This window comes from Pseudomonas sp. X10 (assembly GCF_054889225.1).
The window spans coordinates 3,255,739-3,272,652 of sequence record NZ_CM142677.1; the positions used below are offsets into that span (position 1 = coordinate 3,255,739).

The window sequence follows — 16,914 nt, forward strand, 5'->3', positions numbered from 1 at the left end:
TTCAGATCAACCACGCCGACACTAGCCCGTCTGCTACGGCCTGGAACATGTGATCGGGCACCGGGTCGCCTAGGGTTGCGCGCCTGGCGATGTCCACGGCCAATTGGGCGTCGATCCTGTGAGCGATGCTGAGCACTGGAACGCTCACGTCAGAAACACCGCTTCCACTTTTACGATGGCTGCGCCTGCACCGCCAGTAGAACCTGATGTCTTGAGGTACGAAACTTCCTGTGGCTAATGCAGACATGCTCGCGCCACGAACGCCTTGGCATGACTGCACCACACGAATTAATAGTAAGCAGGGTACTGAGGCGGCCACCGTGAAACGTTGTGAAAGAGCGACCGGTAATGCAACGGCGTAATGAAATTGCAGCGAAAAACATTAATTGGCCTTCATCAATCGGAATCAAATAGCCTTCGACATTAATGTAAGAAAAACATGAGACTTAATATATTTCTGCAAAAACACAAGAGTAGCTGTATTTTCAGCGCTCACACTACCGACCAAACGAAATACTCCTGCCAGGCGCCGCAACATAGCGACTCCAGGCGTGTGAAATGTTGTGAAAGCGTACGCCACTGTCATCCGTCATTACATCTCTCTGGTACTGTTTTCGCAGAAACAACCGTTGGATTGATGTGCTGTGCGGGACAGCAGGACGCTATCTTTCCAGGGTGGAAATGCCGCCAGTCTACATATCGAGCCGGATTTATTTTTGACAGTTCGCTGCACGGGTGAATGCCTGCGACAATACCATTCCCCTGAATGCTAACTAAGTCAACGTATTCATCCGGCCCTTTAGCGTTAATCCGTACACGCCTTCTTGAGTTCGACTGTTTCTTTACCTCATCACGGGAGCCTGCACATGCCACTCACAATCACCGATATATCCTCTCTGTTTCCCGTCACATTTGGCGCGCTCGGCAATGCATCCACGGGCCGCTGGGGCGACGCGATGGAGCGTGCACGGGCCAAGGATGCCGGCATCGAATGGGAACGCCCCGACGATGATCATCGCTCCGCCCAAGAGATCATCGACGACAGCCCACTGCTCAAGAACCTGGGCAATCAAGGCGGTGTAAAAGATAAGCTCAAGGAACGGGTCGGCGATTTCGAAACCGATCCCGACGCAGCTTATCGCGCGGTACAAGTGCTGGATCATGTCGAGCAACTGGACGAAAACGGCAACCGCATTGCGGGCAAGAATATCGGCAATGGCAGAGTGGACGGCTACACCAACAGCGCTGAGGCCAGACACGGTACCGAAGCAGGCCGCTTGCAGGATTTCGGCAAATACGGCTTCGAAAACCTCAAAGGTGAACTCAAGCACGTCGACGCAGCGGCAGAGGACCCGGCCGCCCGTAAAAAAGCGGAATCGTTGGGCATCAAATGGGAGCGTCCCGCAGGCGACAGTCGCTCGGCACAGGACATCATCGACGACAGCCCGCTACTGAAAAATCTTGGCAATCAAAGTGGCGTGAAAGACGCACTCAAACAGCAGGTGGGCGATTTCGAACGTGACCCCGATGCTGCCTATCGCGCCACTCAGGTGCTGGACCACATTACGCGGTTCGACGATAACGGTCAGCGTCTGGCCGGAAAGGATGTCAACAACAGCAGCATCGACGGTTTTACCAACAGCGGTGAAGCCCGGCACGGTACCGAAGCCGGTCGACTGCAGGATTTCGGCAAGTATGGCTTCGACAGCCTGCATGGCAAACTCAAGAACGTCGCCGATGTGGGTAACGATCGCGAGGCGCGCAAGGCAGGCGAAGACGCGGGTATCGTATGGGAACTGCCAAAGGATGATGATCGCTCTGCCAAAGACATCATCGACGCCAATCCGCTGCTCAAGAACCTTGGTAACCAGAGCGGCGTGAGGGACGCCTTTAAAGAACGCGTAGGCGATTTCGAGAACGACCCCGATGCGGCTTTTCGCGCCAGCCAGGTTCTGGACCGCATCGTCGGCTACGATGAAAACGGCAAGGCCCTCAGCGGCGACAGCGTGGCCAACAGCAGTGTGGACGGTTTCACCAACAGCGGCGAAGCCAAGCATGGCACGGAGGCTGGCCGGCTCCAGGATTTCGGCAAGTATGGCTTCGAGGCCCTGCCCCACGCTCAGGCCAGCGAAGAGCTGTCGAGCTACAAAGACTATCTCAAGAGCAACCCCAACGCCGACACAGGTTCGAAGAAAGTCGCCGAATACACGGCGATCCTGGACCAGAAATATGATTCGATCCGCGGCAAGAACGGCTCTGACGGTCCGCTGACCGAGCAGAATATCAAAGACTATATAGACGCCAACCCGCAGCTCAGTGACAAAGAAAAAGCAGCACTGAGTTTCTGGAGCCAGCCAGGTGCCTACAAAATGCTCGACACTGCCAGTGATAAGACAGGCGACAAGGCCGACGGCAAAGTCAGCAAGAATGATATCCAGAATTGGCTCAAATCTGACGCCCCGGCTGACGCAACCGGTGTGACCAGTCTGCTGTCGGGCGTGGTCACAGGCAACCTCAGCCACAACGTTGACACCAGCAAGCTGGACAAAGATGTGTTCGAGCATCCCGAGAATTACACGGCCAAGGAAAAGGCGGCCGTGTTGTTCGACCTGCAAGGTGCACAGAAACTGGTGATCGATGGGGCCAACGCAGGCCTGTGGGGAGATGACTACGGCAAGGTATCGATTGCCAACCGTTCCGGCGCTATTTGGGAACCGGACAAAGTCCTCCTGGACATCAATGAACATATCAGCATTCTGCAGAACGATCAGCCCACGGCGGACTACCTGAAGAAAGGCACCGCTGACGCCACCAAAGCGCTGTTCGAGTCCGATCCAGAACTCAAGAAAGCCGTGACGCAAACCTACAAGGACGAGATCAAATCCGGCAAGGCGCTGGACCAATCATGGCAGGCTGCCACCAAGGACGGAAAGGTCGATCAGACAGAAGCCCTGAGCAACTTCTACGCCACCGCCCAAGGCCTGCAATCGATCCTGGGCATCGACAACATTGGCGACATCCAGGCCGCCGTCGGCAAGTCCTCCCATAGCAAAGAACTGAAGAACTATTACAAAGGCTCGCTGGCTACCGGCGATCGCCTGCGCGAGCTCCTCAAGACAGAGACACCGGAAGCGGCGACCAGCGCGTATACCCTGGAAGTGGGTTTGTACAACGCCACTCTGGACCCTGAGTTCACCGGACAATTCGACAAGCAACTCAACGATAACTTCTCCATTGTCGTGCAGGAAAACGCCTTCAAAGACGCCAGTTTCGATGACCTGAAAGTTGCGTTCGGCAAGGATGGAGGATCGGAGCTCGATGAAGATAAGGTCCGCAAGCTGATTGAGCAGATACGTAAAGAATCGCCGGAACTGCTGCTCAACCAAGACGGGACCGTGGCCACTGCCGATCAGATTCTGACGAGTTTCCGCGGCAACTGGGACGAGTTCCGCCAAGGCACAAAGGCCCTGGACAAGATGAACCTGCTCTCGATGTTCGATACCAACGGCGACGTCAAGGGGGCATACGACAGAGGCGTGCTGCACGGGGTCAGCGGTCTGTTTCTGGCGGGTATCACTATCGCCCGGGGTGCGCAGAACAGCGGCAAACTGACGGACCGCAATATCGTCGACATCACCGCGGGCTCTATCCAGACCGCAACGGTTCTCACCGAGGGCGGTACCAAAGCTTTCCAGAAATATATAAACGACGCGATCAAGAAAGCCGACCAATGGGTCGACGCGCACCCTGACCTACCCCGCGAATTTCTCGACCAAGTCAAGAAAGACGTCAGCGCGGGTAATGACAGAACCATTGCCAAGCGGTTTGAGGAAAGCGCCAAAGGCGTGGGTGGTATCGTCGGGATCGCCGCGGGGGCCTACGGGATTTTCGACGGCGTTCAAGCCATCCGTCGAGGCGACACGGTGACTGGCGGTTTCAGCATTACCGCAGGATCGCTGGGCATTCTTGCGGGCTCGGCTTCGGCCATTGAGGGCACCCTCGGTCTGCTGGGCGCCAATCTGCCGCGGTTCCTCCCAGCGGTGGCAAGCGCAGCCGGCATACTGGGCGCCGTCGGGGCGGGCGTGGCGGCACTGGGTGCACTCATTCCCAGCCTGATCGCAGAAGGCAAACAGGAGAGAAAGGCTGACGCGTTTGGCGACGTGCTCGGCGATGCCATCCAACGCTATGGCATTGACGGCATCGAGAATGGCACCCTCGCCGACATCCCTGATGAGGACTGGCCCGGCACATCAGACACGTCTGCTGACTGACAGCCGCCGGACCAAAGGTGGCGCAAACATGAGTTGCGTCACCTACCTTCGATCCGAACCCCGTCAAACACTACTGTCGAACTGGGCGCATCGAGGTGATTTCGTACAATGCTTCTTCCATAGCGGGATCGCTCAGCGAAAACCCATTCTGCGGTGGGTGAGTACGTAGTATGGTTTCCAGTGGATATGGCTTACGACCAGCACCGGTCTTTGAATCATTTCGCGATGACGAGCCTTTCGATCATCGGCTGAGTAATCGCACCAAACATTTCAGGATCGCCGTAGGCACGAGCCGACAGCATGGCGCCATGAACGGTCGCCATGAATCTCTCTGCTTCAGAACGCGCATCGCCCGGCAACATAAGACAACCCTGCTTTGACCCTCGCTCGAATACGGAAGTGAGCCATGCGGACAGCGTCCGAAAATGAGCTCTTACCTCCAGGACGATCTCTTGAGGCAATACTGGAATCTGGGTCGCGAGCAACGCGCATACGCAATAGCCCTTGGTCGCATCTTCAATACACCCCTGCCAATAGCCTGTGTAGGCACGGAGCTGATCGGCCGGGTCTGGGTACAGACGTTCAAGATGGGCAATTCCAACCTCCGCTTCTTGTCGATATTGAGTGACCAGCGTACGTACAAGATCAACCTTGGTTGGAAAATGATGATGGATACTGGCTTTGCGGATGCCCACGAACTCGGATATGTCTGCATAGCTAAAACTGCTGTATCCACCAGCAATGATGAGTGAGCGGGCGCAACTGAGGATTTCGAAAAAGGTGTTTGAATGATTAGCCATGGAGCACACCCTACCTTCTGGTAGGCTTTGCGTCAAACCCGCGTTTTTGTAAGCCTCCCTGATGCCAGAGACCAGATAGCATCGGAGTACCAGCGGGTTTGGCTCGGCGCTTTTCCTCAGGTTGAGCAAATGTTAGTTATTGCAAGAAAAACTACCTTCTAGTAGGTTTTCGGCCATTGATTTCATCGCCAGAAGGATCGACGAGCGCCCCCGGAGAAAAGGGCCTTGGCCATCATCGGCCTGGCCTCGAATGCAATCTGGAGTGGAATGGGGACCCCCGCCCTGCGGCATTGGCTGTCAGGCCCACGACTCAGGGCCCTCAGTATCGCGATGGCGTTGCTGCTCATTGCATCCCTCTACCCTGTGCTATTCCAGTAGCACTCCCTATCAACGGCGATAACGACAGACGTCGACGCAGGGAACCAATTTGCCTACCCGCCTGCTCCAGCCAATCGGACCAGGCAGTCACGAAAGGTCCATCACAGTAGCATTCAAGAATCACTGGACCAGCCTGTAAAGAGGACATTTTATGGAAACGCCTGACATCACGACTCGGCTTTCATCCTTTCGACAGACAATCGACAATATTGATGCCGCGCTTATTCATATGCTCGCTGAACGCTTTCGCTGTACCGATCAGGTCGGTGTGCTGAAAGCAGAACATCAATTGCCTGCGGTTGATAAGGACAGAGAGCAACACCAGTACGAGCGACTGACAGCACTTGCGGAGAATGCCAATCTCGATCCAGCCTTCGTCGAGAGGTTGATGGAGTTCGTCATCAGTGAGGTAGTCCAGCGGCACAGACAGATCGCATCTGCGCATGAGGCCGCAAATGCGCCACGCCCCTCGACAACGAAAGACTCCTGATGCCTGATGCGACTGGACGCCAGCCAGGGCTGCCAGCGTTGCATCATGCCTCCCATTCTCCGACTGTTCATACTGGCTGGCTTGTCAATGTTGTATGAGGTGCTCACGTGCTCTTGAAATCTGTATTTAGAACCGCCCTGCTACCCTTGGCCTTCATTAGCCTGAACGCCATCGCGGCGCAAACCAATTCCCCCATAACCGAACCCGCTCCCGAAGAATTGAAATCGCTGCTGGCAACCATAAACGAGCGTCTTGAAATCGCAGATCTCGTCGCACTCACCAAATGGGACAGCGCGAAGCCGATCCAGGACAGTGACAGAGAGTCACAGGTGATCGCCAACGCCCAACAGCAGGCCGTCAGGTTCGGGGTTGGCAAGGACGATATCGTGCAATTGCTGGCAGCTCAGATCGAAGCGAACAAACTCGTTCAATATGGCCTGCTTGCTGAGTGGCAAACGGCAGGAAAAGCCCCTGAAACGAAGCGGCCGGATCTGAAGAATCAGATCCGGCCGCTATTGGATGAGCTCCAGAACCGCCTGCTAGAGCAGTACGCCAAGTTCAGTCCATTCAGGGCAAACCCGGCCTGCTCTACCTGGCTGAACCAGGCACGACCGCGGCTAGCCAGCGATCACTTGCATGAGTTGGCGCTGATTCGAGCTACAGGTGAACTATGTACCGGTAGCAAACCACATACTTGACGCCCAGTTGCGAGGCGGTAACGCTCAACTACGGGTTTGACGCTACCGCTGGCATTGAGCAAGACCTGAACATCAGCAAAGGCACCTCCTAATTGGCCTCAGTTTATGGGGCCTCTGGATCGTAACAAACCTGAGCAAAGACACGATGCTCAGCCCGTGAACGACATCACGCGCGAAAAATTCAACGCCAAACTGGAAACGATCGAGGTGAAGATGGGCGCTCAAGGAGAGTCCATTTCGTCAAAAATCGACGGATTCCTTGCTGCCTAGGCAGAGAGAGATCGTCGCCTTGATGAATCTATTGCTGGTGTGCGCCGTGACATGGACAAGCTTGGCAGACTAAAGCTGAACATCTGGGGCGCGATGCTGACTACTGTAGGCCTTGGCGTAGCCATTGCCGCCTTGAGCGTCACTTTCTACCAGACTGGAAAGTCTGACAGGCCTACTGCATCGGCGGTTTTTCTCCCCTTCTCATTAGCCAAACACCGGCTGCTCCCTGAAGCATGCAAGGCAAAATGCCATCACATACTATAGAATGGCCTGCTCTTGCCCCGTGCGGGAGAGAGCTGATGAAACTAACAAGGGGTCAGGGATGTTCGCACTTCGCAATTTTATCGCAGCCGCTATGGTCGCAATTGACCTGCCCCCAGTTTTAGTACCGCTTCCTAGTTAGTAGGCCCTGGGGTTGATATCGTTTTTTCATGTCGCGGTTGCTGCTGGCTCGCCCGCCATTTCGCGGCAAACTCCGCCGGGGTGAGATTTCCGATAGCGCTATGCGGTCGGTGTTCGTTGTAATCCCTCCGCCAGGCCGCGATGCGAATTTTGGCCTCGGCCAGTGAGCAGAACCAGTGCTCATTCAGGCATTCGTCTCGAAACTTGCCGTTGAAGGACTCGATGAACGCATTCTGTGTGGGTTTTCCAGGCTGAATCAGCTTCAGCTTGATATCGCGCTGATAGGCCCATTGATCGAGTGCCTTGCCAGTGAGTTCGGGGCCCTGGTCGGTGCGGATTGCTGCCGGGTAGCCGCGGAACCGAGCCATTTCATCCAGTGCGTGAGTAACGCGAAAGCCGCTGATGCCGTAATCCACGAGGATTCCCACCGCCTCCTTGGTGAAGTCATCGACCACCGTCAGGCATTTAATCCTCCGCCCCGTACTGAGCGCATCAAAAACGAAGTCCATCGACCACACCTGATTCGGCGCGCTCGGTAGGCTCAGGCCTTCGCGCTCTATGGCGACGCCGTGACGGCGCCTCCGCCGCTTCACCATCAAACCGGCAGCCCGGTACAGGCGATAATCCGCTTGTGGTTGACCTGCACGCCAGCGCGCCGCAACAGGATATGCAGGCGCCGATAGCCGAAACGCCGGCGCTCCTGTGCCAGTTCCACGAGTTGGGTTTGCAGCTTGGTGTTTTGCTCGCTGGCACGGGGTTGATAGTGCAGCACCGAGCGAGACAGCCCGATCAGCTGACAGGCACGGCGCTGGGAAATGCCGGTTCGGGCCTGCATCTCCTGCACCGCTTCCCGCCGAGCTGTCGGGCTTACCCTTTTCCCCGAGCGACCACCTTCAGTGCCTCGATATCCAGATGGGCTTCGGCCAGCAGCTTTTTCAGCCGGCTGTTCTCCAGTTCGAGATCCTTGAGCCGTTTGGCATCCGGCACGGTCATGCCACCGAACTTGGCGCGCCAGGTGTAGAACGAGGCATCACTGAAGCCATGCCGCCGGCACAACTCCTTCACGGGCACACCGGCCTCCGCCTGCTTCAGAAAGTCGAGAATCTGTTCTTCCGTAAAACGCTTTTTCACTGCCGTCTCCTGCTCGGATAACGGACTCTACTAAGTTCGGCGTGGGTACTGAAATCGGGGAGCAGGTCAATCTTTACTGGCCCCCATCAACCGCACCGATGGCTTTGCCAAGGAGATACCCGATGTCTGCCAGCCACTCGACCACCGCCCTCCCACGCCGTTTCGGCCGTACATTGCTCGCCTGCGCCCTGCTGCCGCTTGGCCTGGTAGCCGCGAACAGCGCCATGGCGGCCCCACAAAAGCCCCAGGTGGCAGCCGTCGCGGCGGATGACTTCGGCCCACTGAAACACGTCAACGTTGGTGTGCTCGATGTGACCTATGTAGAGCAAGGCCCGGCCGACGGGCCAGTGGTGATCCTGCTGTATGGCTGGCCGTATGACATTCACAGCTTCGAGGACGTCGCCCCCGCCCTGGCGGCAAAAGGCTACCGGGTGCTGGTGCCCTACGTACGCGGCTACGGGCAAACCCGCTTCCTGTCCGCACAAACCCCACGCAACGCCCAGCCAGCGGCGCTGGCCAGCGATGTCATCGCCTTCATGGATGCGCTGCATATCCAGCGCGCCGTGCTCGCCGGCTTCGACTGGGGTGCGCGCACCGCAAACATCGTCTCGGCGCTGTGGCCCGAGCGAGTAAAAGCGCTGGTGTCGGTCAGCGGCTACCTGATCAGCAGCCAGGAAGCGGCCAAGCCCCCTGCCCTCAGCGCCGAATTGCAGTGGTGGTACCAGTACTATTTCGCCACCGCGCGCGGCCAGGCCGGCTACGACAAGAATCGCCATGCCTTCGCCAAACTGATCTGGCAGACCGCCTCGCCCAAGTGGGCCTTCGACGACGCCACCTTCGAACGCAGCGCCAAAGCCTTGGACAACCCCGATCAAGTGGCCATTCCCGTGCATAACTACCGCTGGCGGCTGGGACTGGCCCAAAGCGAAACGCGCTACGACCCGCTTGAAGCCAAACTGGCCAGCTTCCCCAGCATCGGCGTACCGACCATTACCCTGGAGGGAGACGCCAATGGCGCTCCACACCCACCGGCCGAAGCTTATGCGCAACGCTTTACCGGCAAATACGAGTACCGGCTGATCAGCGGCGGCATTGGCCACAATCTGCCCCAGGAAGCGCCGCAGGCGTTTACCCAGGCAGTGGTGGATGCGGATCACTTGTAGCTTGCAAGGCGGCAATTGCTACATAAGGTTTCGAAAAGCACGGCAGGCCCTGCGTGAATCACCTTGAGGGCCTGCGTTGCTGAAAACCGAGCATACCCCCGCTACCACGCGGGATTGAGCTTGATTTGAAGGACACTATTTGAAACGCAGCTTGTAGGATCTTTTACCGCGCAACGTAGGAAGGATAGAGCCAGCAACATTTAGCTGTATGAAAGATCAGTTTCACCAGCAAATTCGAATTGCTACGGTCCACTTTTCCTACAACGGCATGGAGGCCCACTGCATGAGAAAAGCATGGACACGTTCAATACCGCTGCCCTGAGGCTGCAGAAAAACTTGCTTAACCTGCGGGTTGAGCGTGATCGCCTGAGAAACGAAGGCAAGGACATGGAAGCGGACCAGCTGGCGGGGCCGATTGCCCGCCTGGAGGCGGCGATTGGGCAATTGCCAGATGGCATGAAACCGGTGACCTTGCAGTGAAGGCTCGCGGGCAGCCCGCTCCTGCAAGGCCTACACGATCCGTGTAGGCCTTGTGTCGCGATCGGGCTGCAAAGCAACCCCAGGATTTCAGCGGCGACGCATGAATTACCAGGGGCGCCTTGCGCCCCGATCGCGAAGGCCGCTCCTACAGGGACCGCACAGGCTTTGGAGCATCAGAACAACTTGACCGTGTAACTCAGGATCAAGCGGTTCTCGTCAATATCGGTCCGATAATTGGAACGCGCCATCACGTTGCGCACCCGCACCCCAAGTCCGGCCAGTGGCCCGCTCTGAACCACATAGGCCAGGTCCAGGTCACGCTCACGGTCACGCCCTTCAAACCCTAGCCCGGTGTCCACATCCCGCCCCTTCACATAACGCAGGGTCGAGGTCAGGCCCGGAATGCCCAGTGCGACGAAATTGTAGTCATGCCGCACCTGCCACGAGCGCTCACCCGGCGCCGAGAACTCATAGGTTGGCAGCGTGTTGCCCATCGGGTTGGTGTTGGCCCCTACCTGGATAAAACCGTCATCGCCGCCGATCTGCTGGTAGCCCACATAGAAGGTATGCCCGCCAGTCTTGGCCGAGAACAGGCTGAACAGCGCATGGTTGTCGTAGTCGCCGGCAATCTTGCGCCCGTCCTCGCGGGCATCGAAATAACCGGCATTCACCCCCAGCGTCCAGTCACCCAGCGGCTCGGCATGCTTGAAGCTGTAGAAGCGCTGCTGGTAGATATCCTCCAACTGCACCTGCCACACGCCTACGCTGGTGCGGTTGTCATTGAACGCATAGTCGGCACCCACGTAGTTGAAGCGGTCGCTGGTAAAACGCGCCAGCCGCGCCGGGTTGATCGGGTCGTTGACCAGCGCGTACATCTTCTGGCTGTTGGACGAGTCGCGCAGGCTGGTGGAGCGGAACTGGCCGGCATTCAGGGTCAGCCCGGCAAACTCGCGCGACTCCAGCATCGCCCCCTGATAGGTCGGCGGCAGCAGACGCAAGTCGCTGAACAACAGCACAGGCAGGTTGGGCATCAGCTCGCCCACCTTCAGCTCGGTCTGCGACACCTTGAACTTGATCGCCGCCCCCAGGCGGCTGTATTCGTCCGCCGACTTGCCGCTGTCCAGGCTGGGCAGCAAGCCGGATTTGGCATGCGCCGGGCTGCTGTCGAGCTTGAAGCCAAGCAGGCCGGTCACATCCACGCCAACGCCGAGCGTGCCCTGGGTATAACCCGAGCTGGCATTGAGGATAAAACCTTGTGCCCATTCCTGGGTACGCGACTGTGTGCTGGCGCCCTTGATATCGGCATAATCGCGGCTGAAAAAATAATTGCGCGCCTGCAGCGTGGCGCGGGCACCTTCGATGAAACCGGCCTCTTCTGCCGAGGCCTCGGCACACAGCGCGACGGCAATACAGCCACCGGCCAGGCGCGCAGACGAGGAAAAACGCGGTGCAGTGGAACCTTGCATGGGCTACTCCTGGATTTCGGGCAACAGCAACCCGATGCGGCGACCTTGTGCGGCCCCCGACGTGGGATTGCATCGAGAACGAGTCGGCAGGCGGGCACCCGGCCCGCCTACCCTGCCATTGCGAAAAGCGCTGGGCCGCTAGCGGTTGACCAGCTTCGCTGGCAGGGCGATGACCAGGAAGCAGCTGAGGATCAGGCAGCCGGCAAACACCCATAGTGCCGCGTGGGAAGTGCCGGTGAGGTCGGTGACCAGGCCCATCAGCGAGTTGCTGACCAGGCCGGCGATGTTGGCCACCGAGCAGGCCAGGGCAAAACCGGTGGCAGCCGCCGTGCCTTTGAGGAAGGTCGCCGGCAGGCTGAAGAACACCGGCACCGCGCCGATGATCGCTGCCGAAGCGATGGCGAACAGCACCACCGTCATCACCAGGTTCTGGCTGAACAAGGTGCTGCTGGCCATGGCGACTGCACCAATGATGAACGGCACGATGATGTGCCAGCGGCGCTCACGGTGGCGGTCGGAGCTGGCACCGATCATCAGCATGCCGGCCAGCGCGGCCAGGCTCGGGATGGCCGTGAGCAGGCCGATGTGGAAGGTGTCGCTGACGCCCGCATCACGGATGAAGGTCGGCATCCAGAAGCCCATGGCATAGGCGCTGAGCAGGATCGAGAAGTCGATGCCACCGAGCATCCACACCTTCAGGTTGAAGAAGCCGTCGCGGAAGCTGTGCTTGCTGTCCTTGCCCTCGGCGTCGTCGGCGGCCAGGTCCGCCGCCAGTTGCGCCTTGTCCTCAGTCGACAGCCACTTGGCCTGCTGGAAGTGGTTGGGCAATGCCCAGAACGTCAGAATGCCGAGCAGAACGCTAGGGATCGCTTCCAGCAGGAACAGCCACTGCCAGCCGTGCAAGCCGTGCACTTGGTCGAAATGCCCCATGATCCAGCCGGAGATCGGCCCGCCGATCACGCTCGACAGCGGCAACCCGATCATGAACAGGGCAATGATGCGCCCGCGCCGATAGGTGGGGTACCACATGGTCAGGTAGAACAGCACGCCCGGCAGGAAGCCGGCCTCGGCCGCGCCGAGCAGGAAACGCAGGATGTAGAACTGCGTGGTGGTGCTGACGAACATGGTGCAGGCCGACAGCAGGCCCCAGGTGATCATGATGCGGGCGATCCACAGCTTGGCACCAACGCGCTGCAGGATCAGGTTGCTCGGTACTTCGAAAATGATGTAGCCAACGAAGAACAGCCCGGCACCCAGGCCATAGGCGGCGGTGCTGAACTGCAGGTCTTCGAGCATCTGCAGCTTGGCGAAGCCGACGTTGATGCGGTCCAGATAAGCTGCGAGGTAGCAGAAGCACAGGAAGGGGATGAGCCTCCAGGTGATCTTGCTGTACAGCGCTTTTGTGCCATGGTCGATGCCACTGTGGACCGTGGTTGCATTCGCAATTGGCATTTCCTGTCTCCTGGCGGGCGACTTAGTGGTTGTTTTAAGGCCAGCAGTTTTCGACGCGCCGGGCACCCCGCGCACTATACGCGGCGAGCCTGGGCAGCGCCTGAAAGACCCCGAGTGCTCCTGCGGGGCGACCGCCCGGACAGCAGGCGGTCATGGACGGGCTTCCGGCACCGTTCCTTGATTGTTATTGGGTAAGCGCTGCCCGGCGTTCAGCCGGCCAGCTGCCTGAGTTGCTGCATGGCGTCCTGCCGGGTGACGACATCGCCGTACTTGCTGTCGATGTCGAACAGGTTCGCTTCGTGCGGGTCGTTGTGGCGGTCACCGACGCACTCGCGCACCACGATGGTTCGAAAACCATGCTGCATGGCATCCACCGCACTGGCGCGGATACAGCCACTGGTGGAGCAACCGGCCAGCACCACGGTATCCACCCCTTGGGCATGCAGCAGCGGGGCCAGGCTGGTGGCAAAGAAGGCGCTGGCGTACTGCTTGCTCAGCACCACCTCCCCCGGCTGTGGCGCGACGGCCTCGCAGAACGCGGCCAACGGGTTGCCTTCGACCATGTCCTTCATCACCGGCGCCTTGCGCACCCACACGCCGCCATCAGCGAAATGCGGCGGCTGGTAGCGGATATTGGTGTGCACCACCAATGTACCGCAGTCGCGGGCCAGCGCCAGAAGGCCGGCGGCCTGCTCCACCGCCGTGACAACGCCTGGGGCGTACAGCGGTGCGCCGGGGGTGGTGTAACCCTGCATGAAGTCGATCATCAGCAGCGCCGGCTTGCGGCCGAAGCCGATGCGCTGGCCCCACACACCCTGGTAGTTGTCACGGGCGCTTTGTGCGTCGTTCATGTCCGTCTCCCGGTTCAGTAGGCGCCCGACAGCAAGGCACCAGCGCCCGGCACGACCGGCTCCAGGTCCAGCGCCTTGAGCATGGCGTAGGTGGTGGCGATGGCAGCGGTGACCACCGGCTTGCCGGTTTGCGCCTCGACCTTGGCCACAGCCGGCAGCGACTGCATCTGCACGCAGGCCGACAGCACCACCACATCGACGCCTTCCAGGTCCATGCCGGCGACGATGCCTGGCAGGTTGGCCGGGTCGTGGCGGGCCACGGCGAGGTTGTCGGGGATTTCCAGGGCGCGCCAGTCCTGCACCTCGAAGCCTTCCTCGCGGATGTAGTTCACCACCAGCTCAGTCAGCGGCTTCATGTAGGGTGCGACGATGGCAATGCGCTTGGCCTTCATCACATGCAAGGCCTCGACCAGCGCCCCGGCACTGGTGATCACCGGCGCCAGCGCGTCGTTGTCGGCGGTGGCCTGCTGCAGGCGCTTCTCCGATTGGCGGTGATAGCCCAGGCCCATGGCCATGATCGCCACCAGGCAGGCGTAGCCCAGTACGTCGACCTTGGCGTCGGACAGCTCCACGGCGCAGCGGTCGGACTCGGCGTCCATGGCCGCCAGCTCTTCCTTCTTCACCTGCTTCATACGCATGCGGCTGGAATGGAAGGTGAAGCGCTCGGGGCGGATGGCCTGGCGGGCGTTGAGCATCGCCGGGATCTCGGTTTCCATGGTGGTGTTCGAGCTCGGCACGATCTGGCCGATGCGGTATAGCTTGGTCATGTCTCGTGCTCCGTCAGACAAGGGGTTGGTCGAGGAAGTCGGCAAATGCGGCGAAGAAGCCATCCAGGTCATCCCAGGGGATCATGTGGCCGGCGTTGTCCACCTGTACCACCTGGATATCCGGCTTGAGCTCGCGTATCTCGGCGATGTCGCGCGGTTCGATCACCCCGCCACGCCCGGCCACCATCAGCAGCGCCGGCTGGTGCACTGCGGGCAGGTACTGGTGGATGTCCACCTGGTGGAAATCATCGAAGGCACGCACGATCGCCGGCTCGTAGCAGGTGTGCAGCCACTCGGCGCGCAGCGCCAGTTGCTCGTCGCTCCAGGTGGCGCAAAAAGCGCGCATGTCGTCGCCGCTCATGCCCGCCGTGGCTTGGCGGATCGAGTCGACATACCACGGCAGCTTGCTCGGGTAGGCACGGCGACCCGGCCCGGACACTGGCGGGTCGACCAGCACCAGCCGCTGTAGCCCCGGCGCACCTTGGGCAGCAGCGCGGATGGCAAAGCGCGCCCCCATCGAGTGCCCGACCAGGTGGTAGCTGGCCAGCCCCAACGCCGCGGCAAAGGCCGGGATATCCGCAGCGCAGGCGTCGGTGCCGTAATCCAGTTCCGGGTCGCTCGAAGACAAGCCACGCCCGCGCACATCCAGTACATAGGTATCGAAGTACTGGCCAAGACGCTCAGCAACGAAACCCCAGGTAATCGCCGGGCTGGTGATGCCCGGCACCAGGACCAGCGCCTGGCCCCTGCCGCCATAGCGCAGATAATGCTGGCGGATGCCATTGGCACTGACGTTGCCGCCGGCGACGAAGGTACTCATGCCGCCTCCCCGCTTTTAAGCTGCTGCCCATATAGGTCGTAGCCGTAGACCCAGGCCGGATCTTCCTGGGTGTAGAGCCAGGTGTTGGCGTTGGAGACCGACTGCACCTGCGATGCCCGCTCTTTACGGTTGGCCTCGTACAACGCGAACGCAGTGCGGTGATCGGACAACCCGGTCTCTTGCAGGCAGCGGGTCAACATGGCCGCGTCCTCGATGGCCATGCACGCGCCCTGGGCCATGTGCGGTTTCATCGGGTGGCAGGCATCGCCGAGCATTACCAGGCGACCACGGCTCCACAACGGCAGCGGGTTGCGGTTACGCAGCGGCCACTTGGTGATCGATTCGGTGGCATCGATCAGCTTCTGCACGGTGGGGTGGTAACCCTCGAAAGCGGCGCGCATCTCTTCCTGGCTACTGTCGACGTACGCGCCCTGGAAGTCCCAGGCTTCATGCGGCACGCCGGTGACGAAGTAGTACTCGTCGCGCTTGCCAGTGGTGTAGTAGACCATCATGTGGCGGTCTTCGGACCACCACTTGACGCAGGGCTCGAACACATCGGCATGCTGCGCCAGGTTGACCCCGCGGATCAGCGCCCGGTGCGCCACCCAACCGCTGTAGTTCGGCGCTTCGGCGCCCAGCAGCTCTTCGCGGATTTTCGAGTGGATGCCGTCGGCACCAATGACGATATCGGCCACGGTGTGGGTGCCGTCGGCGAAGTCCAGGCGCACCTGGTCGCCTTCATCGACGATTTTTTCCAGGCGTTTGCCGAAGTGCACGGTGCCCGGCTTGATCGCGTCGATCTGCAGGGCGTGCAGGTCGCCACGGTGAATGGTGATGTAGGCCGCGCCGTACTCGCGGCGGGCAAACTCACCCAGCGGGATGCGCGACAGGTAATCGCCGCTGGCGCCGTCGCGGCTGAACCAGAAGTCCGGGTGCGAGCCCATCAGCTCCAGCTTCTGCTCCAGCCCCATGCGGCGGAAGATCTTCATCACGTTGGGGCCGATGTGAATGCCCGCACCCAGGCGGGTGAATTCCGGCGCCTGCTCGTACACCTCGACATCGAAGCCGGCCTGCTGCAGCAGCGTGGCGGCGGCTGCCCCACCCAGACCTGCACCGACGATTGCGATTTTCTGCCTACCCCGCATGGGCGTCTCTCCTCTTGTTCTGATGTGTGGCCAGCGGCTCGACCGCTCGACGATTTATAGCGTATACGCTGTAATTGTTTTTTGAAAAGAGGTCCGAGCAAATATTTTTCAAACACCTGATCGAAAACCACGACCAAGAGATTGTTACAGTAAATATTGGCGTTATGTGTGAATAGGTAACGCTCTACAGATAACTTGCGCTTGCCGGCAGGATGCGCTTTCATCTGCAAAAGTATGGTGTACACACTATTAATTTGCACCGAGATGAAGCGCCAGGCACCGCCATGGTGCAGCACCTCTCCCCCGTCAACGCCACCCAGGAGAACCCCG

The 16,914-nt window shown here is 59.5% G+C and carries 13 protein-coding genes and 2 pseudogenes; 5 read left to right on the top strand and 10 right to left on the bottom strand.

The genetic code is table 11. The annotated features are described in order from the left end of the window. Position 1: 1 nt before the first annotated feature. A complete protein-coding gene (locus tag ACYU03_RS14830) occupies positions 2-148 on the bottom strand; it encodes a hypothetical protein (protein WP_461885338.1) in 147 nt (48 codons plus the stop codon). Positions 149-956: 808 nt separating this feature from the next. On the opposite strand from ACYU03_RS14830, the gene ACYU03_RS14835 reads away from it, so the two are divergent. Next, on the top strand, positions 957-4,271 hold the full coding sequence (locus ACYU03_RS14835; protein ID WP_461891472.1) for a type III effector HrpK domain-containing protein: 3,315 nt from the start codon (positions 957-959) through the stop codon (positions 4,269-4,271). Positions 4,272-4,356: 85 nt separating this feature from the next. Here ACYU03_RS14835 and ACYU03_RS14840 read toward each other — a convergent pair. Together ACYU03_RS14840 and ACYU03_RS14845 are read right to left on the bottom strand one after the other, a co-directional pair. Further along, a pseudogene (locus ACYU03_RS14840) lies at positions 4,357-4,482 on the bottom strand (IS5/IS1182 family transposase); the annotation flags it as partial. A 4-nt stretch (positions 4,483-4,486) separates the two neighbouring features. Further along, complete coding sequence (locus tag ACYU03_RS14845) at positions 4,487-5,071, bottom strand: TetR/AcrR family transcriptional regulator (RefSeq protein WP_461885339.1); 585 nt, start codon at positions 5,069-5,071, stop codon at positions 4,487-4,489. A gap of 529 nt (positions 5,072-5,600) precedes the next feature. Between ACYU03_RS14845 and ACYU03_RS14850 the strand changes: the two genes are divergently transcribed. After that, positions 5,601-5,939 carry a chorismate mutase gene (locus tag ACYU03_RS14850; RefSeq protein ID WP_461885341.1) on the top strand — a complete coding sequence of 113 codons (339 nt, stop codon included), beginning with the start codon at positions 5,601-5,603 and terminating at the stop codon, positions 5,937-5,939. A gap of 107 nt (positions 5,940-6,046) precedes the next feature. Further along, a complete protein-coding gene (locus ACYU03_RS14855; protein WP_461885342.1) occupies positions 6,047-6,637 on the top strand; it encodes a chorismate mutase in 591 nt (196 codons plus the stop codon). Between the two features lie 665 nt (positions 6,638-7,302). Here the strand turns inward: ACYU03_RS14855 and ACYU03_RS14860 are convergent. Then, a pseudogene (locus ACYU03_RS14860) lies at positions 7,303-8,440 on the bottom strand (IS3 family transposase). Between the two features lie 122 nt (positions 8,441-8,562). On the opposite strand from ACYU03_RS14860, the gene ACYU03_RS14865 reads away from it, so the two are divergent. Further along, positions 8,563-9,603 carry an alpha/beta fold hydrolase gene (locus tag ACYU03_RS14865; protein ID WP_461885343.1) on the top strand — a complete coding sequence of 347 codons (1,041 nt, stop codon included), beginning with the start codon at positions 8,563-8,565 and terminating at the stop codon, positions 9,601-9,603. Between the two features lie 294 nt (positions 9,604-9,897). Continuing rightward, positions 9,898-10,083: a hypothetical protein gene (locus ACYU03_RS14870; RefSeq protein WP_461885344.1), complete on the top strand. Its 186-nt coding sequence runs from the start codon at positions 9,898-9,900 to the stop codon at positions 10,081-10,083. A 173-nt stretch (positions 10,084-10,256) separates the two neighbouring features. Here ACYU03_RS14870 and ACYU03_RS14875 read toward each other — a convergent pair whose 3' ends face one another. The 6 genes from ACYU03_RS14875 to nicC form a co-directional block, all read right to left on the bottom strand. Continuing rightward, complete coding sequence (locus tag ACYU03_RS14875; protein ID WP_461885345.1) at positions 10,257-11,549, bottom strand: OprD family porin; 1,293 nt, start codon at positions 11,547-11,549, stop codon at positions 10,257-10,259. Positions 11,550-11,687: 138 nt separating this feature from the next. Next, the gene (locus tag ACYU03_RS14880; RefSeq protein WP_461885347.1) at positions 11,688-13,001 is read right to left on the bottom strand and encodes an MFS transporter; all 1,314 of its coding nucleotides are present in this window, start codon (positions 12,999-13,001) and stop codon (positions 11,688-11,690) included. Between the two features lie 209 nt (positions 13,002-13,210). After that, entirely contained in the window at positions 13,211-13,852 is a 642-nt protein-coding gene (locus ACYU03_RS14885; protein ID WP_461885348.1) for an N-carbamoylsarcosine amidohydrolase, read from the bottom strand. Between the two features lie 14 nt (positions 13,853-13,866). Next, entirely contained in the window at positions 13,867-14,619 is a 753-nt protein-coding gene (locus ACYU03_RS14890; protein ID WP_201206609.1) for a maleate cis-trans isomerase family protein, read from the bottom strand. Between the two features lie 13 nt (positions 14,620-14,632). Then, positions 14,633-15,439, bottom strand: a complete 807-nt coding sequence (nicD, locus tag ACYU03_RS14895; protein WP_461885349.1) for an N-formylmaleamate deformylase — start codon at positions 15,437-15,439, stop codon at positions 14,633-14,635. Further along, the gene (gene nicC, locus ACYU03_RS14900; RefSeq protein WP_461885350.1) at positions 15,436-16,584 is read right to left on the bottom strand and encodes a 6-hydroxynicotinate 3-monooxygenase; all 1,149 of its coding nucleotides are present in this window, start codon (positions 16,582-16,584) and stop codon (positions 15,436-15,438) included. Before nicC ends, nicD begins: the two co-directional genes overlap by 4 nt. Positions 16,585-16,914 lie beyond the last annotated feature (330 nt).